This window comes from Flagellimonas zhangzhouensis (assembly GCF_900102925.1).
Classification (GTDB): domain Bacteria; phylum Bacteroidota; class Bacteroidia; order Flavobacteriales; family Flavobacteriaceae; genus Flagellimonas; species Flagellimonas zhangzhouensis.
In genome coordinates this window covers 1,293,409-1,313,380 of record NZ_FNKI01000002.1, presented here as the reverse complement: position 1 = coordinate 1,313,380, position 19,972 = coordinate 1,293,409, and the positions used below count along the sequence as shown (strand labels likewise).

Annotated in this window: 15 protein-coding genes; 4 read left to right on the top strand and 11 right to left on the bottom strand. The window is 38.5% G+C overall.

The window, feature by feature from the left end; all coding sequences use genetic code 11:
* Positions 1 to 39: 39 nt before the first annotated feature.
* Both BLQ18_RS12850 and uvrA read right to left on the bottom strand, forming a co-directional pair.
* Positions 40 to 4,533: a gliding motility-associated C-terminal domain-containing protein gene (locus tag BLQ18_RS12850; RefSeq protein WP_090296892.1), complete on the bottom strand. Its 4,494-nt coding sequence runs from the start codon at positions 4,531 to 4,533 to the stop codon at positions 40 to 42.
* A gap of 285 nt (positions 4,534 to 4,818) precedes the next feature.
* Complete coding sequence (gene uvrA / locus BLQ18_RS12845; RefSeq protein ID WP_090296889.1) at positions 4,819 to 7,596, bottom strand: excinuclease ABC subunit UvrA; 2,778 nt, start codon at positions 7,594 to 7,596, stop codon at positions 4,819 to 4,821.
* 249 nt (positions 7,597 to 7,845) lie between these two features.
* Here uvrA and BLQ18_RS12840 point away from each other — a divergent pair, with 249 nt between their 5' ends.
* Positions 7,846 to 8,427, top strand: a complete 582-nt coding sequence (locus BLQ18_RS12840) for an RNA polymerase sigma factor (protein ID WP_090296884.1) — start codon at positions 7,846 to 7,848, stop codon at positions 8,425 to 8,427.
* A gap of 251 nt (positions 8,428 to 8,678) precedes the next feature.
* Here BLQ18_RS12840 and BLQ18_RS12835 read toward each other — a convergent pair whose 3' ends face one another.
* Positions 8,679 to 9,341: an endonuclease III domain-containing protein gene (locus tag BLQ18_RS12835; protein WP_090296881.1), complete on the bottom strand. Its 663-nt coding sequence runs from the start codon at positions 9,339 to 9,341 to the stop codon at positions 8,679 to 8,681.
* Positions 9,342 to 9,397: 56 nt separating this feature from the next.
* Here BLQ18_RS12835 and bcp point away from each other — a divergent pair, with 56 nt between their 5' ends.
* On the top strand, positions 9,398 to 9,853 hold the full coding sequence (gene bcp / locus BLQ18_RS12830) for a thioredoxin-dependent thiol peroxidase (RefSeq protein WP_090296878.1): 456 nt from the start codon (positions 9,398 to 9,400) through the stop codon (positions 9,851 to 9,853).
* Between the two features lie 229 nt (positions 9,854 to 10,082).
* On the opposite strand, the gene BLQ18_RS12825 is transcribed toward bcp, so the two are convergent.
* Positions 10,083 to 11,534, bottom strand: coding sequence for a nicotinate-nucleotide adenylyltransferase (locus BLQ18_RS12825; RefSeq protein ID WP_090296874.1), 1,452 nt, complete (start codon positions 11,532 to 11,534; stop codon positions 10,083 to 10,085).
* A gap of 89 nt (positions 11,535 to 11,623) precedes the next feature.
* Between BLQ18_RS12825 and BLQ18_RS12820 the strand changes: the two genes are divergently transcribed.
* Entirely contained in the window at positions 11,624 to 12,388 is a 765-nt protein-coding gene (locus BLQ18_RS12820; RefSeq protein ID WP_090297614.1) for an MBL fold metallo-hydrolase, read from the top strand.
* Positions 12,389 to 12,392: 4 nt separating this feature from the next.
* A complete protein-coding gene (locus tag BLQ18_RS12815; protein ID WP_090297611.1) occupies positions 12,393 to 12,887 on the top strand; it encodes a hydrolase in 495 nt (164 codons plus the stop codon).
* A gap of 193 nt (positions 12,888 to 13,080) precedes the next feature.
* Here the strand turns inward: BLQ18_RS12815 and BLQ18_RS12810 are convergent, their stop codons facing one another.
* The 7 genes from BLQ18_RS12810 to BLQ18_RS12780 form a co-directional block, all read right to left on the bottom strand.
* The gene (locus BLQ18_RS12810) at positions 13,081 to 13,743 is read right to left on the bottom strand and encodes an alpha/beta hydrolase (protein WP_090296869.1); all 663 of its coding nucleotides are present in this window, start codon (positions 13,741 to 13,743) and stop codon (positions 13,081 to 13,083) included.
* Positions 13,744 to 13,752: 9 nt separating this feature from the next.
* A complete protein-coding gene (locus BLQ18_RS12805) occupies positions 13,753 to 14,076 on the bottom strand; it encodes a hypothetical protein (protein WP_090296864.1) in 324 nt (107 codons plus the stop codon).
* A complete protein-coding gene (locus BLQ18_RS12800; protein WP_090296861.1) occupies positions 14,076 to 15,329 on the bottom strand; it encodes a dihydroorotase in 1,254 nt (417 codons plus the stop codon). Before BLQ18_RS12800 ends, BLQ18_RS12805 begins: the two co-directional genes overlap by 1 nt.
* Complete coding sequence (locus tag BLQ18_RS12795) at positions 15,326 to 17,248, bottom strand: BatA domain-containing protein (protein ID WP_245668119.1); 1,923 nt, start codon at positions 17,246 to 17,248, stop codon at positions 15,326 to 15,328. The genes BLQ18_RS12800 and BLQ18_RS12795 overlap by 4 nt, the downstream gene beginning before the upstream one ends.
* Positions 17,249 to 17,692: 444 nt before the next feature.
* Complete coding sequence (locus BLQ18_RS12790; protein WP_090296854.1) at positions 17,693 to 18,700, bottom strand: glycosyltransferase family 2 protein; 1,008 nt, start codon at positions 18,698 to 18,700, stop codon at positions 17,693 to 17,695.
* A gap of 35 nt (positions 18,701 to 18,735) precedes the next feature.
* Positions 18,736 to 19,185, bottom strand: coding sequence for a hypothetical protein (locus tag BLQ18_RS12785; RefSeq protein ID WP_090296850.1), 450 nt, complete (start codon positions 19,183 to 19,185; stop codon positions 18,736 to 18,738).
* Between the two features lie 11 nt (positions 19,186 to 19,196).
* A complete protein-coding gene (locus tag BLQ18_RS12780) occupies positions 19,197 to 19,967 on the bottom strand; it encodes a sterol desaturase family protein (protein WP_217630554.1) in 771 nt (256 codons plus the stop codon).
* Positions 19,968 to 19,972: the final 5 nt, after the last annotated feature.

Genomic DNA, 19,972 nt, shown 5'->3' with positions numbered 1-19,972 from the left:
AGTAGGTAATTGGGCTTTGATTTGTATTTGAAATGATTATTAATCCCTGTTGATATAGAGGTATCCTGAGTAGCTGCTTTCCCCTGGGTTGTCTCCTGTAAAACTTAAGATGTAGAAATAGGTGCCACTCGGCAGTTCTCTATCTTTTTGAAGTGTTGCACGACCTTCAGAAACTCCGTAGAACCATTTGGAATCCAATCCGTAACCATCTGCTTCATAAATCAATACACCCCATCGATTAAAGATTTTCAGGTTGTTATTGGGGTAAATTTCTATTCCATTGATTTGGAAATAGTCATTGATGCCATCATTGTTAGGTGTGATTCCATTAAAAATCTCAAAAGCTTCAATGGGACCAGTATTATCACAAATATCACTTGGTATTAAAGTTTGGGTGGGATCATTCTCATCTGGACTGTTATCGTCGGAAGTGTCCCATACGGAAACATCAACATTGACCAAATTTGCTGAAACAGTGGCAGAATTGGTCACTATTCCTGAATCTATATCATCTGGGGTTAGGCTATAATTTACCTCAAAAGTCCATGTTTCACCCACCGATAGTATTTCATCATTGTTGGTGTCGGTTGCAGAAACGGGTACTGAAATAGTAGCAGTAAACAATTCAGCATCCGAAATAACTACATCACGTAAATCTAAATCTCCCAGATTTGAGACCGAAAAAGTATAATCAATACTCTCGGGGCATCCATCATCATCCAAATCGGATAAAGTTGCTGTCTTGATTAAGGTAATCCTAGGTATAGCATCGCCCAAACAGCTACCTGCAGGAACCAGTGTAATTGTAAATCCATCATCATCGATAGTAGTTTCGTGTGAATAATCTGTAATTGGTATGTTGGTTTGATCTACCAGTCCTGATGCCAAAGCACGGTTGGAAACTTCACCTGTATCCAAATCTTCTGGGGTAAGGGCATATAAAGCTTCGTAAAACCAAGTTTCACCTACGGATAAAATTCCATCATTGTTGGTATCGGATTCTGGTAGTAACCCAATCAAGTCAGGGTCTATAAATTCATCTTCAAGGGATATTTCAATGATATCTACATCACCATTGTTGGTGAGTTCAAATCGATATAAAATACTATCGGAACAGCCATCACCATTTACATCAACCAAGTCACCAGTTTTTAAGAGGTACATATTTGCAGCACCTTCGATACAGGCTTCATTGAACATGGTTACCGTTTCGCGATTTTCAACAGTGTTGGTGTGATCGGAAAGATCTGAAACAGGTAGATCATAACCTACGGTTAATGCGGTAACCGAGGCTTGGTTATGTACTTCACCTAAATCGACATCTTCTTGGGTCAAGTCATAAATAGCTTCGAAAGTCCAAGTTTCATTGGGGGATAACATTCCATCCAAACCAATATCATCACCATCTAAAGGACCAGGAATGTCTGCAAGTCCCAACTCATCCTCGTCTTCCACGACAATATTATAAAGGTTGGTTGCACCAATATTTGTTACTTTAAATTGATAACGAATACTTTCAAAACAGCCATCATTATTTACATCTATTGGTGTTCCTGTTTTTATGAGTCCGATAGCACCTATACCTATAACACAGGCATCATTCGGGACTAGGGTAATTGTTTCACGATCCTCAATATTGTTTGTGTGATCGGAGAAATCGAACATTGGTAGATCAAGTCCCTCAGTTAATGCCGTAACCGATGCTTGGTTGTGTTTCTCACCTAAATCAATATCATCTTGGGTCAGTTGATAGAGTACTTCATAAGTCCACACTTCTCCTGCTGAAAGCATACCGTCCATACCAATATCACTTCCCTCGGTCGGACCTGGAATATTGGCTAGACCCAATTCATCTTGATCTTCCACTATAATTTCATGAAGTGCTACATTTCCTGTATTGGTGACCCTAAAAGTGTAACGAATACTATCATCACATCCATCTTGGTCCACATCGATTACCAGTCCGGTTTTAATCAATCCAATACCAGGACCGCCATCCACACAACCATTGGTTATCTCGGTTCTTGTGGGTCGGTTGTTAAATTCATCGGTATGATCTGAATCATCGGCTACGGGGAGTTCAAGGCCTACTGTTTTGGCGACAACTGTTGCTTGGTTAACTTTTACCCCCAAATCCAAATCTTCTTGTTTTATGTCATACACGGCCTGATAAAACCAAACTTCTCCCACCGATAAGATTCCGTCCATTCCAATATCATTACCTTCCAGGGGGCCAGGAATATTGGGAAGCCCAAGTTCATCTTCATCTTCCACAACGATCTCTTTTAGATTTACATCCCCAACATTTCTTACCTCAAAAGTGTAAAGAATGCTTTCGTCACAGCCATCTTCATCCAAATCCTGAACAACGCCAGTTTTTATAAGTGCTATGGCACCAGACCCTTCGGTACAGAAATTATTGTCGACCAGGGTATGGGTTTCGTTGTTATCATTGTTATTGTCAAAATCGGAGTCGTCCACCACTGGGAGATCTAGGCCAACGGTAAGCCCAACCACGGTAGCTTGATTAATTGCTTCTCCAGCATCAATATCGTCTGGTTTAAGTGCATAAATGGCTTCATAGGTCCATACCTCACCAACGGATAAAATATCATCTAAACCGATATCACTACCATCGGTTGGCCCAGGGATATCTGCCAGACCCAATTGATCTTCATCTTCAACAACAATGGAATGGAGATTTATTTCGCCAACATTGGTTACGGTAAAAGTGTAACGGATACTTTCGAAGCAGCCATCTTCATCAACATCGATTGGCTCTCCCGTTTTAATTAATGCAATTTCTGGATTACCATCGGCACAACTTTCAGTGACAATAACCCTTGTCCATCGATTGTTGAAATTATCGGTATTATCTGAATTATCAGAAACAGGCAATTCAAGTCCTACCGTCTTACCCATAACCGTTGCTTGATTCACCACGGAACCAAAATCTATATCTTCTTGTGTAATGGCATAAACAGCATGATAGGTCCAAACTTCTCCCACGGAAAGTACTTCGTCCCCTCCAATATCGTCTCCGTCCAGAGGTCCAGGAATATCTGCAAGTCCCAACAACTCTTCATCCTCCAAAACAATATCTTTAAGGTCCACATCGCCCATGTTGGTCACCGTGAATTCATAAAGAATACTTTCTTCGCAACCATCTTCATCAAGATCATATAATTCCCCTTTTTTTATGAGCCCAATGCCTCCTGCACCCTCAGCACATGCAACATTAATAGGTGTTCTGGTAATTCCATCCATGAAAAGATCACTGGCATGAGAATTATCTTCAATCAGAATGTCGGTACTAACGGTATACGCATCAACAGATGCTTGGTTATTTACGCTTCCATTATCAATATCGATTTGTTTAATGGCGTAAAGTGCTTCGTAGGTCCAAGTTTCGCCTGCTGAAAGTATTTCATCCATTCCCACATCACTGTTTTCGGTGGGACCTGGAATATCTGCTAAACCGAGCACATCTTCATCTTCAATTACAATATTGTAAAGTGCAACATTTCCAGTATTGGTCACTGTAAATTTGTAAAGGATACTATCATCACATCCATCTTGATTTACATCCACGAAACCATCACTTACTTTAACTAAACCGATTTGTGCAAAATTTATGCAATCGAGATCGTCAACTGGTGTTGAAGTGAAATCATCACTGTTAAAATCATCTGGATGCGAAAAATCGGATACTTGCGTGTTAGTGTTCTCAATTTCAGCATTAACAATGGCTTGATTATCCATATTTCCACCAATCAATAAGTCAGTGTCAATTAGCCAATTAAAGGTATAGTTCCATGTCTCACCTGGTGATAAAATTCCGTCATTGCCTATATCATCAGCAGCTGCAGGACCAGGGATATTCCCTTCATATACCACTGGATCTGTTACCACCACTTGATCTAAGGGCATATTACCTGTATTTTGCACCGTAATCATATAGATGATAGTCTCTTGACAACCATCACCATTTAAATCTTGTATATCACCAAATTTGATAATACCAATAGTTGGGTTTTGGCAGTTGGTTAGATCTACAGTGGCTTCAGCATTTTCAATAACATTAACCCCCTGTCCTTCAACATTGGCAGTTACAGTTGCTTGATTGGTTACTTCACCAGCTATTATGTCAGTTGGTTGAATATTATATTGGTCGCTATATTCCCAAGTTTCACCAGGATCAAGTTTATCATTTAAATTGGTGTCTCCACTTGGGAGAATGTTTAAAACCCCTCCAAGCATTGGGTCGTTTAGAACAACGTCTATAAAGATTTCCCCTTCTGTACTTTGGTTTTTTAAAGTAAAGGTGTATGCAATCGTGTTGCAATCAACGGCAAACCCAGATTTTTCAAATGAAATTTGGGGAACGTAGGGGGTAGGGTTTTCTTCATGTTTTACGGACAAAGAATTATGGTCCTTATATTTTCCAAAAAGACTTATGGAACAGAAGAATAGTATAAGCAATAGAACCAAAAAAGTGGTGGTCCTTTTATTTGGGAGTAGTTGTGTTAGCATACGTTAGCTTTTTGGTGTGGTTGGTCACCATTCACCAAATTGCTTTTATGATAAACTCAGGAAGATTTGGGAACAGCAATCAATCCGTAAATATCGTTTTAAGGTAAATGCGGTGTTGCTACCAATTAACGGATAGGGGGTTTGAGTTGACGGTTCGCCATTTTGGTTTGACGAAAAAAATCAGGAAGCAGCAATTAAATTTTAAAACTCCCTGATTTTATAAGTGATATCCTACAATGTTGAAAAAGAGGAGCATATGAATTGGTGATATTCCCAATAAGCTTATTAAAGCTTGGTTTTCAAATAGCTGACAGTGTATGATGCTTTATTTGATATGATTTCTTCAGGGGTGCCTTCCACAACTAAATTACCACCATCTTCACCTCCTTGAGGACCAAGGTCAATGATATAATCGGCACATTTGATGAGGTCGATATTATGCTCGATTACAATAACCGAATGTCCTTTGTCAATTAACTCATCAAAAGATTTAAGTAGTTTTTTAATGTCGTGAAAATGAAGTCCCGTAGTGGGTTCATCAAAGATGAAAAGTGCCTTTTCTTTGGTGTGTCCTTTCACCAAAAACGAAGCCAATTTTATACGTTGAGCTTCACCGCCAGAAAGGGTAGAAGATGACTGGCCGAGAGTAACATAACCTAATCCAACATCTTGAAGGGGTTGTAATTTGTTTACAATTTTGGTCTGTTTAAAGGTCTTGAAATGCTCTATGGCATCATCGATGGTCATATTTAAAAGATCATCAATGTTTTTATTTTCAAACTTAACCTCAAGGATGTCTTTTTTGAAACGCTTTCCATTACAGGCATCGCACTCCAAATGCACATCGGCCATAAATTGCATTTCCACGGTGATTTCACCTTCGCCCTTACATTTTTCACATCTACCACCATCCACATTAAATGAGAAATGCTTGGCCTGATATCCTCGAAGCTTACTTAATTTTTGGGAAGCGAAAAGGCTTCGAATATCATCATAGGCTTTTATATAGGTAACAGGATTGGAACGCGACGACCTGCCAATGGGATTTTGATCCACAAATTCCACATGCTTTATGTGGGCATATTTCCCTTCGATAGAGGAAAACTGACCTGCTTTTTCTCCATATCCTCCAATTTCCTTTAAAATGGCAGGATACAATATTTTTTTGATGAGCGTACTTTTTCCACTGCCCGAAACTCCTGTAACCACGGTAAGCATATTTAAAGGAAAAGTAACATCGATGTTTTTTAGGTTGTTCTCGCGCGCTCCTTTTATTTGTATGTAATGTTTGGAATTACGACGTTCTTTTGGCACTTCAATCTCCAAGGTGCCATTAAGGTATGAAGCCGTTAACGAATCTGAATTTAAAATGACTTCCCATGGACCAGCAGCCACTACATTTCCACCCAAAGTTCCTGCTTCTGGACCAATATCAATGATTTCATCCGCTGCTTTCATGATATCCTCATCATGCTCCACTACAATCACGGTATTTCCCAAATCACGGAGGGATTTTAAAACCTCAATTAAGTTTTCGGTATCCTTGGGGTGCAATCCAATGCTCGGCTCGTCCAAAATGTACATAGAACCCACCAAACTACTTCCTAATGAAGTGGCCAAGTTGATTCGTTGGCTTTCACCACCAGATAGTGTGTTTGATTTTCTATTGAGGGTAAGGTAGCCCAAACCAACTTTGTCCAAAAACTCTAAACGGGTCGTGATTTCTTTCAACAAGCGATTGGAAACTTGGGAATCGTGTTCTGATAATTGGAGTTCCTCAAAAAAAGGAATCAATTTTTTAATGGGAAGTTCAATCAGATCAGAAATGGATTTTGCTCCCACAATCACATAATTGGCTTCTTTACGCAATCGCTTTCCTTTACAAATGGTACATTTGGTTTTTCCACGGTAGCGAGAAAGCATTACCCTATTCTGGATTTTATAGCTTTTTTCTTCAAGCTGTTCGAAAAACTCATTCAACCCCACAAAATGTTCGTTGCCATCCCAAACCAATTGTTGCTGTGCTTCCGAAAGTTCGAACCAAGGTTTGTGAATGGGGAAATCAAATTTATAGGCCGAATTGACCAATTGATCACGGTACCAACTCATACTTTCACCTCTCCATGGAAAAACAGCATTTTCATACACCGATAGCGCAGTGTTGGGAATCACCAAATCTTCATCAATTCCGATAACGTCACCATAGCCCTCACATTTGGGACATGCACCATAAGGGTTATTAAAACTGAACAAGTGCACATTGGGTTCTAAAAACTTCATGCCATCCAATTCAAACTGATTGCTAAAGGTTCTAGTTTCTCCATTGGCCAAGTTCTCAATTGCACAAACTCCTTTGCCTTCAAAAAAGGCATTGTCCACTGCGTTTGCCAATCGATTGTAAAAATCCTCATCATCCTTTACAATGATTCGGTCTACCACCAAATTAAATTCACGGCCGATATCTTCAGGTGCTTGGTCTATTCGTAAGACTTCACCTTTGTATTTTATCCTAGCGTATCCTTGTTTGGAAAAAAGCTCCAACGATTTTAAAGGTTCCCTGTCTTCTTTAATTTGAATGGGAGCCAAAAGCAATAATTTTTCACCCTCGGGCAATTCCTTTATATAATTTATGACATCGGTAACGGTGTTCTTTTTCACCTCCTTACCTGAAACAGGGGAGATAGTCTTGCCAATACGGGCATACATTAATTTAAGGTAGTCGTAGATTTCAGTCGTAGTTCCAACAGTTGACCTTGGGTTGGTGGAATTCACTTTTTGCTCAATTGCAATCGCTGGTGCTATACCTTTAATATATTCCACCTTGGGTTTGTCCAACTTGCCCAAAAACTGTCTGGCATAAGATGAAAGACTTTCCACATACCTGCGTTGTCCTTCGGCATAAAGGGTATCAAAAGCCAAACTAGATTTTCCTGAACCGGATAAACCCGTAATAACCACCAACTTATTTCGTGGTATAACAACATCAATATTTTTAAGGTTGTGCAACTTGGCACCTTTTATGATGATATTTTGCTTTGGATCAACGTTGATATTGACTGGCATATGCTAAAATTAGGGACTCAAAGATACGATTCACAACACTTAATACGTATATTGCACCAGTTAACATATAAAAATCGACAACTCACAACATAGATTGTAGATCGCCTTCCTATTTATCTATATTTGAAGTGTAATTAAAATTCTGATAGGCCTATACAGCAATAATTACTTTTTACAGATTAAAAACTATTAACTAAAGTCTTTCTTGGAAAGGAGAGGCTGTGATTTTAACCAAAAAAAGTAATTTGTATGGAACTACAGATTAATGACTCGATTTTAGTAAAGAATTATATTGACGGAGACGAAAAAGCTCTTGAAATTCTTATCAACAGGCACAACCAACGAATCACCAGTTTTATTTACTCAAAGGTTTTGGACCGCGATGTTGCAGAGGACATCTTCCAAGATACCTTTATTAAAGTGATCAAAACCCTAAAAAGAGGATCGTACAGCGAGGAAGGTAAATTTTTGCCTTGGGTGATGCGAATTGCACACAACCTTATCATCGACCACTTTAGAAAAAACAAAAGAATGCCCAAGTTCGAGGGTAGTGATGATTTCAATATTTTCTCTGTTATACATGATGACAAGCTAAATGTTGAAAAACAAATCATCAAAGATCAGATTGAAAGCGATCTTACCCTATTAATAGATGAATTGCCTGATGATCAAAGAGAAGTATTGATCATGCGTATCTACAAGGATATGAGTTTTAAGGAAATCTCCGAAAACACTGGGGTTAGCATCAATACAGCATTGGGTAGAATGCGATATGCCTTGATCAATTTGAGAAAAATTGTTGATCGCAAGAATATCGTTTTAACGAATTAATCGGGCATTATAACGAAGCCTGCAATATTTCCATTTTAGTGGCGTTATCTAATTGTAACATTTTTACGCTATAATATGGAAAACATTTACTCTGAAGAACAAAAATCCGTAAAAACGGTAAGAGCAAGTAAGAGAACAATTGACTTCTTACTTAGCTATTCGAAATCGATTCATGTAGTTGACTACAAAAAACATCAGTTTGAAGTAACGTTAAATTAATTTAAGGGTCAAACTGACAGAAAGAGCCGCAATTAGCGGCTCTTTTTGTTTTTATAATATTCGTTGATCACTGATTTTCTACCGATTGTCTTGGTGATGATGTCCTTGTCTAAATCCCAACCTCTCGCAGGGGAATATTCCCTTCCATACCATATAATTTGAAGATGTAAACGGTTCCACAGCTCTTTAGGGAACAATCTTTTGGCATCACGCTCCGTTTGTACCACATTTTTACCATTACTAAATCCCCAACGGTACATAAGTCTGTGAATATGGGTATCCACAGGAAAAGCTGGAATCCCAAACGCCTGGGAAACTACTACACTTGCGGTTTTATGCCCCACGGCGGGCAGTTCTTCCAAAAGGGCAATATCCCTAGGTACCTCGCCATTATATTTTTCAATCAAAATTTTGGAAAGACCGTAAATTCCTTTGGCTTTCATGGGTGATAATCCCACAGGTTTAATGATTTCCCGAATCTCATCTTCTGAAAGTTTTACCATATCGAACGGATTGTCCGCCTTGGCAAAAAGTAATGGTGTAATCTGATTCACCCGTACATCGGTACTTTGGGCCGACATCAATACCGCAATTAGTAGGGTGTAGGGATCCTTATGATCTAAAGGAATTGGAATGGTCGGATATAATTCATCCAAGGTTTTTATTGTGAAATCAACCTTTTCTTGTTTGGTCATAATTGTTTAACTTTACATATCATTTCATTAAACAATAATTTAAAGAAACAATACCTATGAACATGTTAAAAGTAGGGGATAAAGTACCTGAATTTTCTGCAAAAGACCAAGACGGCAATACCATAAATCTAAGTGACTATAAAGGAAAGAAACTGGTAGTTTTCTTTTATCCGAAAGCAAATACGCCTGGTTGTACCGCTGAAGCCTGTAATTTGCGTGATAATTATGCTGAGTTGCAAGCACAAGGTTTTGAAATCTTGGGTGTAAGTGCCGATTCTGAGAAAAAACAGACGAATTTTAGGGATAAATTCGAATTTCAATATCCTTTATTGGCAGATGAAGACCATACCGTAATCAATACGTTCGGTGTTTGGGGACCTAAAAAATTTATGGGAAAAGAATACGATGGCATCCACAGAACCACATTTGTAATTGATGGAGATGGGGTATTGGAAAAAGTCATTGATAAGGTAAAGACCAAAGACCACGCAGCGCAGTTGTTGGAAGGGTAGTTTTGGTTAAAGGTTGATGGATATGGGTTAAAGGTTGAAGGGTGAAAGTTAAAAGTGAAAAGTAGAAGTCGGGACACCGAAAAACCGTCAACCATCAACGAAAAACGAATAAACAAATTTCAGACTTCAAAAAATCCAACTATCGAGCAATCTGAAAATCGAGTTGTAAGTTTTAAGTTGTAGGGTAGGTAACCGAACAACTATGAACCATTAACGAATAACCAATCAACTACTCCTTTTCCTCCAATACCTGACGAGTAAAGAGCTGTTTCTCTTTAATGATTTCAGCAATACCTTCTGGTAATTCGTTTTCCCAGCCTTCTTCGTTGTCGATGATTTTCTTGAGCACATCCCTTGAGAAAATATGCATCACATCGGGGTCGTAGTCAATAATATCCATCACCTTACCATTGTACTTGAAGAATTTGTACAATTCTTTCATTCTCGGGTGGACTTTTACGTTGTTGCTGGTCAAGATTTGGCCAGTTTCTGGATCTTTCATTGGGTATAAATACACCTTCAAATCCTTAAAGAACAATTTACCAAAGGCTTCAAGAATACCACCACTTAAGTGTCGGTAGTATTTTTCATCGAATACATCTACCAAGTTGTTTACACCCATGGTCAATCCAATTTTGGCTTTGGTGTAGTTGTTGAAGAATTCAACCAGCTTGTAATACTCTTGGAAGTTGGAAATCAATACATTATGACCTAGTGAACAAAGAAGTTCCGCACGGTCCATAAAGTCTTGTTCGTCAATTTCTCCAGCCGCTTTTAGGTTGGATAGCGTTATTTCAAAAACCACGATGGTGTTTTTGTATTCAACAGTCTGTTCACGCACAAAAATATCGTAGGATTTCTGGAACATATCCATATTCACCTTGGTCACAGGTCTAAAACTACCACGAAGCGCCAAAATGTTCTTTTTATAAAGTACGGCCGCAGGCAATAGGTTATTTCCATCTGGACCAAACATAACAGCATCTGTCATTCCGTTTTTGATCAACTGCAAGCTCATCAAACGGTTGTCCACATCTGCGAAATTAGGCCCCGTAAAATTGATCATATCAATTTCCAAAGTATCCTTATCAATGTGGTCGTATAGATATTTCAGCAGTTTTTTAGGCTTGTGGAACTTAAAGAACGCCCCATACATTAAGTTCACTCCAAGAATACCCAAAGTCTCTTGCTGTAAACGGGCTTCATTTTGTTTAAATCGAATATGAAGTACAATTTCGTCATATTCTTTTTGATTTGGATCTAGCTGAAATCGAAGTCCAACCCAACCGTGTCCCTTATATCTTTTCGAGAAATCGATGGTTGCTACAGTATTCGCAAAACAAAAGTAGAGGTAATCTGGATTGTTTTCTCGGCCAATACGTTCTTCAACCAAACGCATTTCGTGGTCCAACATCTTTTTTAAACGTGACTGTGTCACATATCGACCATCCTCTTCTACACCATAAATGGCATCACTAAAACTTTTATCGTAGGCACTCATTGCCTTTGCAATGGTACCAGATGCACCACCAGCCCTAAAAAAATGTCTTGCGGTTTCTTGTCCAGCTCCAATTTCTGCAAACGTCCCATAAATATCCTTGTTCAGGTTTATGCGCAGGGTTTTTGCTTTTATAGAGGGAATATTTTCGAAGTTATTTTCTTTACTAGGTATAGCGGGCATATCCGAAAGTTTATCGTAGGGCAAAGTTACACTCTTAACGCAATCTATTAAATAAATAAGTTATAATTTTGGAAATAATGGATGATCAAATGACCATTACTTTTCTGGGCACGGGTACTTCGCAGGGAATTCCCATTATTGGAAGCAATCATCCCGTTTGCTTAAGCACTGACCCCAAGGACAAAAGATTACGAGTTTCCGTATTGATTTCATGGAAAGATTATAATTATGTGATTGATTGTGGCCCTGATTTTAGGCAACAAATGCTGACCAACCCCATTGATCATTTGGATGGAATTTTGTTTACCCACGAGCATGCGGATCACACGGCTGGAATTGATGATATCCGCCCTTTTTTCTTTCGACAAGGAGACATTCCCATTTATGCGCATGCAAGGGTGGTTGAATCCTTAAAACGACGTTTTGATTATATTTTTGCCAACGAAAACCGTTACCCTGGAGCCCCAGCAGTTCAAGTGTTCGAAGTGGAAAAGGATAAAAATATCCCTTTGGGCGATTTGAAGGTGGTTCCCATTGAATGTTATCACAACCGCCTTCCTGTTTTGGGCTATCGTTTTGGGGAATTTATATACCTAACGGATGTGAAAAAAGTACATGAGGATGAAATCAAAAAAATGAAAGGCGCCAAAGTTTTGGTGGTCAATGCACTTCGAATTGAGCCGCACCATTCCCATTTTAATTTAGAAGAGGCCTTGGAATTCGCCCAAGAAGTGGGAGCGGAGCAAACCTATTTTACACATATTAGCCATTTGTTGGGTTTTCATGAAGAAGTGGAAAAAAATCTGCCCGAAAATGTACATTTGGCCTATGATAACCTACAAATAAAAATTTAAGATGTTGAAGAGTAGAATATTTTTATACTTGTTTGTTTTCACCTTTTTGTTGGTGCTTTTTCAATTTGTGACGGCCAATAATATACAAAAAGCATTGACGGAAGATGTACAACAGCGGGACGTACGACTGGAAAAATTGGAAGATTCCCTAAAAACCATGCACCTAAAGGTGTTGGACATGCAATACTTTTCTTTGGAAAACAATGATGATGCCTTAGTATACTACGACCATTTGAATTTGGAAAACCCTACACGTTATATTGAAGATAAATTACTGGAAACCAATGAGAAAACTGGAGACAACCCTCTGATTCCGTATGAGGGAATGGAAAGTGATTTTAAAATCAATAAAATTAAGGTGCTCAACCACAAATGGATCTTGACCGATTTTTCAGATGGAAAATATTGGGGTGAACTGCTTTTGGAATACGAACTAAAAGATGATCTAAGCGTTGACTTCACCATGTTGGATCATTTATTGTACGCACGGAGCAATTAACAGTGAACAATTAACAATTAGCAATTTCCAATAAACAATTTAACGTCATGCTGAACTTGTTTCAGGATCTCATAAGAGTTTGACGCGAATTTTTCGAATTGCACGAATTACCCAAATGACATATTGATTGGAGTTTGTCATTCTGAACGGAGTGAAGAATCTTACTTTAAAATTACCAACTCCTAATTACTTATTACTGCAACCTAATTTCCAACCACTTTTTAAAAGAGTAGAAATTTTGCGGGGAAACACCATGCCCAACAGGGAATTCTTCAAAAGTATTGTTGATGCCCATTTCATTTAAGAATTCTGGAGCTTTTTGCGCCCATTCCAAAGGAATTATTTGGTCTACTTGCCCATGAGAACAATAGAAATTTAGTTGGCTATGGTCTTTTGTTTGGTAATTTTCAACTAGTATTTTCTGGTTGATGTATCCGCTTAAAGCAATCACATTCTTTACTTTTTCTGGATAGGATAGGGCAACTGCATAACTAAGAATAGTCCCTTGGCTAAACCCTAAAAGTGTAATGTTCGTAGCATCCAAATTGTAAGCTGCTATGGCCTCATCAATAAATTGCGCAATTTTATCCCTAGACTCCTTAGCCTGCTCATCATCACTCCATTTGCCTTGTTCGGCATCAAAATTAATGGCATACCAGGCATGGCCAAAAGGCTCCAAATTATAGGGGGCTTTTACCGAAAATACCATCAATTCCTCTGGTAGTTCAGGAGCGAAAGAAAACAAATCCTCTTCATTACTTCCATACCCATGAAACATGAAAAGGGCTGGCTTTTTTTCGAGATTGGAAGTTGATGGACGTAAAAGGTATTCTAAAGAAAGTGGAGTGGGGGACATTGTAATGTTTTATGAAATGAATGTGAACCATTTTTGAAAATAGACACCTAAAAAAGGCAGTGGTTTGGTTTTTTCGTTCAAGGCCTGAAGAAAGCCGAAAACCCAAATCACCAAATAAAAAATATAAATGGGAATGGACAAATAGACCATTCCGGAATACGTAAGCAAAATGGCCAAAGCATGAAATAGTACGTGTATTCCGAATGCTTGTCGAATATGGAATCTGGCAAAAGCATTTTTGGGCTCCATATTCATCGTAATGGCAATCAAACAACCAATAATGGTGATATATGCCACAATGGCTGCGGATTTACCTTCCTGAACTTCACTCATTACAGTACTATTTGATCGTTATTGATAATTCCGTAGACCTTTCCTTTTAATTCAGCACCTAAATACATGCTGTTTTTGGAGGTGGAAAGAATGTCCTTATCCTCGAAAGTATAAGTCCCTTCTGGATTGAAAAGTGTTAGGTTGGCTTCAGCACCTTCTTCCAATTTTGGACATGCAACACCAAATCTTGCTCGGCCTTGGGTTAAAAAGGATATGGTCTCGTCCAATTCGAATAATGTATTTAAGCTACCGAATGCTGATTCCAGACCCAAACTTCCGTTTTTGGCATTGTCAAACTCCACGCGTTTGTGTTCCACATCCATGGGAATATGATCCGTGGTCACAAAATCAATGGAACCATCTTTTAATCCTTTGATCAATGCTTTGGTATCCGATTTTGTTCTCAGTGGTGGGGATACTTTAAAATGCGTATCAAAACCTTTTAGGGTTTCGTCCGTAAAGAACAAATTGTGAATAGCTACGCTACAACTTACATCCAATCCTTTCTTCTTGGCATTGGCAATCAATTTTACTGAACCTGCTGTAGAAATGGTGGGAATATGCAACTTACCACCTGTGTATTCTAAAATGAACAAATCACGGGCAATCTGAAGTTCTTCGGCCAAAGCTGGGATCCCTTTCAACCCTAAAATGGTGGAAACTTCACCCTCGTGTGCCACACCATGCCCTTTTATGCTTCCATCTTGAGGAAAGGAATAGACCAATCCCCCAAAGTTTTGGGCATATAGTAATGCTATTTTAAGCAAATTGGCATTGCTGATTTGTCTTTTAAAATCGTAATAGGCCACTGCGCCTGCATTTTTCATATCAAAAAGCTCGGCCAAGTCAACCCCTTCAGCATTTTTGGTAAGTGTTCCAAGTGGATGGATGTTGGTGGGTTTACCCAACCCTCTTTCCTTTAGGAAAACCACATTGGAACTGGTATCGGGCACAGGCTGTGTATTCGGATTGAGTACGATATCGGTAAAACCACTTTTTCCAGCAACATACAATCCGTTGGCGATGGTTTCACGTTCTTCAAAACCAGGTTCTCCAAAACTTACACCGCTATCAAACCATCCGAGAGAAACATGAAGATTTTCCAAATCGAGCAGCTTGGTATTCGCTGGGGATTCGATTTTTGCTCCAATTTTTTCAATGATTCCTTTTTTAATAAGGATATCCCGTGTTTTGAGGTGGAGCTCCTTGTTTTCTGGGCATACAATTTTTGCCGATTTCAGCAGAATGTTCATGTGACAAATTTTTGAATGATAACCTCTACAAGCGCCAGAAGCAACGCTAAAATAACAAACCATTTCCAATAAGCGGTTATGTTGCTGTCAGCTTTCAAATAATCGAAAAGCTTTGCAACCGAATCTTGGGTACTGGTTTTGGGCAACTCGTTAATGGATAAGTATTTGAGTTCACTTTCCCATCTGAGGTAATTGAAACTTATTTTTTTTAAGACTTGCTCGTTTTGCATCACTGAGTAAATACCATCTTCGGTAGGAAGTTGGTCGAACGACAGTCTAACCCGATTCGGAAAATTCTGCTGCAACGGAATAAATTCATAACCCTCTTTGGCAACTTTTAAAATGTCATCGCCGCTAGTCTCAGTTGTAATATCTATAGAACTTGGTTCACCCAAAGTTTGATATAATTGAGGACTTTTTGATCCAGACTGTGACATATTATAAAAAGTGGGCACAATCAATGGGGAATTTATAAAGTTGGAATTTTCGAGATCTAAGGAGGTTGAAAACACATAAACACCATCCAATCCTACCAAAAAGGGTTCTCCACCCTGCAAAGACAAAATATTGGGCAATCTGCTTTGAAGTCTAAAATGTGATTGTATTGTTGGATATTGAAAATTGGTCACCTCCCTTTCAAACACATTAGTATATAATGGATGATCAAAAGCAATTTGTGTGATGTTGGAGGGTTGAACTATTTTTTCGGTAAATCTGGTTCCACCCAAAGATGACAACAATACATTGTAATTATTGATATCACTATCCGCTGCAGGAACAATAATTACGGTGCCACCATTGTTTTTAAAACTGTTCAACACATTTTGCAAACTTGTTGGAATGGAGGTCAAATCATTTAAAACCACCACGTTTTGCTCATCCAGTTCACTATAATTGAATTGGTTCAAGGTGAACTTTTGAAATTCAAATTCCTCACCTTGAAAAAGTCGATTCAAATAATCCCCATCTGAATTGGAAATAGCGACAACCTTTACTTTTTCTGGAGTATTAATGTTGAAATAGAACGTATTGTCGAAGCTCAACCCACTTTCCGAAATGAATAATCTCCCATTCAGCTCCTGATTGTTGGGTACGGTGAACAAGACTTCCGCATTTCCATATGAAGAGAATTTTGCGGCGGATTTAGCAATCAACACCTCATTATTATATAATGAGATGGGTAAATTATCCTCTTCATTACCCCCTGAAAGCAAAACTTTGAGTGATGCTTGCTCACTAGAATTATCCTCAAAATATATGGAGTCGATGGAAACATTTCCAATGTCTTGGGGCTGCATGGGCACCAAATGGACATTCAGTGTAGAATCCAATTCCGAATTTGAATCCAATATTCGTTGTTGGAAATCGGAGATGACAATCAAGTTTTTTATAGTGGCTGACGATTTTGAAAACAGGGTGTTTGCCTTTAATCCAATCTCATTCAGGTTTAATTGTTTGGGTGAAAAAGGGAGTGCCAAAAGCGAATTTTGAATGTCCTTTATCGTGACGTTGGCAAAGGTTTTTTCGTTGGTGAATAAACTGAAAACTTGTTCTTGCTCACTGTTTTTAATCAGGTCTTGAACCGCACGTTCGAGCAATGAAAATCCATTGTTTTTAGCTTGCATACTGAACGAATCATCCAAATAAATAACGGTTTCCTTTTCTTGCAAAGCTGTTACGGAAGATGAAAAAGGTTGGGCAAAGGCTAATATTAGGGCAACCAATAACAGTAGGCGGGTGAATAGGAGCAACCATTTTTTCAGGCTATTGCTTTTACGTGATTCGGAAACCACCTTTTGTAGCATGGCCACATTGGTAAAAGGTGTTTTTTTAAATCGCCTTAGTTGAAATAAATGAATGAGAATAGGAATGATAAGAAGAAAAAGTGCCCAAAGAATTTCTGGATGTTTAAACTGCATTCCCATTATTGCTTGATCAAAGATAGGCATTAAAATATTCGGATTGCAATAATCAATGTTCAATAAACAATAAGCAATCAACAATCAACAATCAACAATGGGTAAAGTAGAATAGTAAAGTAAATTATTGTCATTTCGAGATGTCATCCCGAGCGGAGTCGAGGGAGCATTCGAGAAATCTTATTACTCAATAAACAATGACTAATCTGCAATAATCACTTGATGTATAGAAAAAAGTGAATGTATGTCATACTGAGCAACGCGAAGAATCTAAACCTCAGATATAAGATATTAGATTTCTGAAATCCAACAATCCAAAAATCTAAGAGTCAAAAAGAGATTCCTCGTCGCTACGCTCTGTCGGAATGACAAAAGCTTGGTCAGGGAAAAACGACAAACCATCAACCAATAACTATTAACGAAAAACGAATCAACAATCAACAATCAACAGAAAAAGAAATAATCAATCATAGGTTTTTGCCCTAGTTCATTAAAACATCCCACAATTTCGCGCTGAGAATCTTCATTCGCAACGGTAATTATACTTTGAGGGTTTTCAAGATTTTTCAATTCATTAAAATGAACCATTCGCTTACCGTAAATTTTCTTGCCAATCTTTTTAGGGTTATTGCACAGCCAAACAAAGTCGATTTTTTGCTTTTTAAGTCCTAAGGCGATTTTCTTTCCTTTAAACCCAGCGCCCCAAACCACCAGCGGACGGTTTTTATCAAATTCCAGTTTTAGGAAATAGTACAGTTTAATATCCAAAAAATAATTTTGGGCGTAGTGTTCGTGCGTGCGGGAAGTTCTTGTGTTGTAATCGCGCCATAAATGGAGTATTTGGTCACAAGGAATAATTTTTAATCCTGCTTCATAAAACCGAAAGGTAAGGTCGTAATCTTCGGGATAACTATGGTGTTCAAATCCTCCACAAGCCTCAAAATCTTGTCGATAGGTCATCCAGCAAGGGGAAGGAATCACACATTCCTTAAAAATTTCCGAGAAATTGGTTCCTTGTGAAGTTAATTGGTTCAACCATGCTTCGTAGCGTTCATAGCCATTACTGATTCCACGCTTTGAAAAGTATTTGACTTGCCCGACAGCAACATGACCCTCACCATTTTTTAATAACGAATCCACCATGACCTGCAATCGATTAGGTTTCATAATGTCATCAGAATCCATTCTGGTTACAAATTCACCAGTACTTTGGGCATAGCCTGTTTGTAAGGCTGGGATTATGCCGTTTCCCTTAATTTGAAATACCTTGAAACGTTCATCTTTTTCAGCATAGGCCGAAACGAGATTAAAACTTTGGTCTTTGGAGTGGTCGTTGACTGCTAAAACCTCCCAGTTTTTATAGGATTGGTTTAAGATGGAATCCAAACATTCGGGTAGAAAATGGGCGGTGTTTTTAAATGGAATTATAATGCTGATTTTGCCACTTTGCATGTTGTAAAGTAACAAAAATCTCATCAGTCTGATTTTTAATCGAATGGGAGTAAGCCAGGAGCAACATATTCCGTTTTTGCATTTTCAATGGTTAGCGGGTTGCTACCATAATGTTTTAACACCAAAGATTGAAATGCTTGAATTAAACGTGGATTTTCATTAATGAACTCGATAAAAGTTGTTGCTTTAGACTTCTTCTTAAAATGTTGAACCACTTTTACCGAAGCAACGGTTAGCGTCAAATGGAACTTTGTCCCGTCTCCATGTAATTGATTAAAGTTTTGAATGGTATGGCAGGTCTTTTCAATGGCCACTTTCTCATCAAATTGATTCAAATAAAGCCAAGCCAATCGAATATGGGCCTCATGGGTAAAGAGGTTTGGGGGAAAACCTCCTTTTTCCATGTCGTTTATGAATTGTTCGTTCGATACCTCCAAATGGTGGTTGGGTCGATGCGTTTCCAAATTAGGTCGTGTGCAGGGCATACCAAGAAATTTTATTTTTTATTGATATCCTTAAAGGTCAACATATCCCAAATACGTTTGGATGCTCCATTATAAAAACCTGTTTCATCCACATAACTCTTTGGGTTATTGAACGTACCAAAAATGATGTCATAAAGTGAAATATCGGAATAGTTGTAGGCATGAATTCCTTTGGCATGGTGCACTGCATGTGCTTCAGGACGCTGCACAATATAGCCCAACCAAACAGGCGTTTTAATATTGGCATGTTGAAAAATGGCCAAAAAAGTAGTGAACAAAATAAATGCTGTTGCTGCTTGTGGTGTAAATCCAGCAACCACCACCAAACAAAGGCTTCCCAAAAGGCTAAAACCAATCATATCCATTGGACTAAAATAAAAGGCACCATAACTGTCCATACGCTCCGCACTGTGGTGCATCTGGTGGAACACTTTCCAAAGCGTATCGTTTTTGTGCATGGCGTAGTGCCAAACATACAATCCAAATTCATAGATCATTACTGCAACAAAGGCGCCCCAAAAGGTCCCCAAAGAAGTAAGGTCAAAAATTTGATAATCCACCAAATAAGCATCCCATATTAATGGAAAATAAGTGGATAAATAAAAGAATACAGCAAAAGAGGAAAGTCCAATAAGCCTCCAATTTTTGACTTTTGGCAATTCTCTGGCTGGAAAAAGCTCTTCCCAAAGGATCAAAATGGCATACATGCCCAAGATAATCAAGGAAATCGGGTCAGATAGTACTGCCCATGGATTCGGTAAATTTTTTAAAATCTCTAACATTGTCT

What these genes read in the sequence shown, in the direction of transcription:
- BLQ18_RS12850 (WP_090296892.1), bottom strand. Translation starts at nt 4,533, where the DNA reads ATGCTAACACAACTACTCCCAAATAAAAGGACCACCACTTTTTTGGTT.
- uvrA (WP_090296889.1), bottom strand. Translation starts at nt 7,596, where the DNA reads ATGCCAGTCAATATCAACGTTGATCCAAAGCAAAATATCATCATAAAA.
- BLQ18_RS12840 (WP_090296884.1), top strand. Translation starts at nt 7,846, where the DNA reads ATGGAACTACAGATTAATGACTCGATTTTAGTAAAGAATTATATTGAC.
- BLQ18_RS12835 (WP_090296881.1), bottom strand. Translation starts at nt 9,341, where the DNA reads ATGACCAAACAAGAAAAGGTTGATTTCACAATAAAAACCTTGGATGAA.
- bcp (WP_090296878.1), top strand. Translation starts at nt 9,398, where the DNA reads ATGAACATGTTAAAAGTAGGGGATAAAGTACCTGAATTTTCTGCAAAA.
- BLQ18_RS12825 (WP_090296874.1), bottom strand. Translation starts at nt 11,534, where the DNA reads ATGCCCGCTATACCTAGTAAAGAAAATAACTTCGAAAATATTCCCTCT.
- BLQ18_RS12820 (WP_090297614.1), top strand. Translation starts at nt 11,624, where the DNA reads ATGACCATTACTTTTCTGGGCACGGGTACTTCGCAGGGAATTCCCATT.
- BLQ18_RS12810 (WP_090296869.1), bottom strand. Translation starts at nt 13,743, where the DNA reads ATGTCCCCCACTCCACTTTCTTTAGAATACCTTTTACGTCCATCAACT.
- BLQ18_RS12805 (WP_090296864.1), bottom strand. Translation starts at nt 14,076, where the DNA reads ATGAGTGAAGTTCAGGAAGGTAAATCCGCAGCCATTGTGGCATATATC.
- BLQ18_RS12800 (WP_090296861.1), bottom strand. Translation starts at nt 15,329, where the DNA reads ATGAACATTCTGCTGAAATCGGCAAAAATTGTATGCCCAGAAAACAAG.
- BLQ18_RS12795 (WP_245668119.1), bottom strand. Translation starts at nt 17,248, where the DNA reads ATGCAGTTTAAACATCCAGAAATTCTTTGGGCACTTTTTCTTCTTATC.
- BLQ18_RS12790 (WP_090296854.1), bottom strand. Translation starts at nt 18,700, where the DNA reads ATGCAAAGTGGCAAAATCAGCATTATAATTCCATTTAAAAACACCGCC.
- BLQ18_RS12785 (WP_090296850.1), bottom strand. Translation starts at nt 19,185, where the DNA reads ATGCCCTGCACACGACCTAATTTGGAAACGCATCGACCCAACCACCAT.
- BLQ18_RS12780 (WP_217630554.1), bottom strand. Translation starts at nt 19,967, where the DNA reads ATGTTAGAGATTTTAAAAAATTTACCGAATCCATGGGCAGTACTATCT.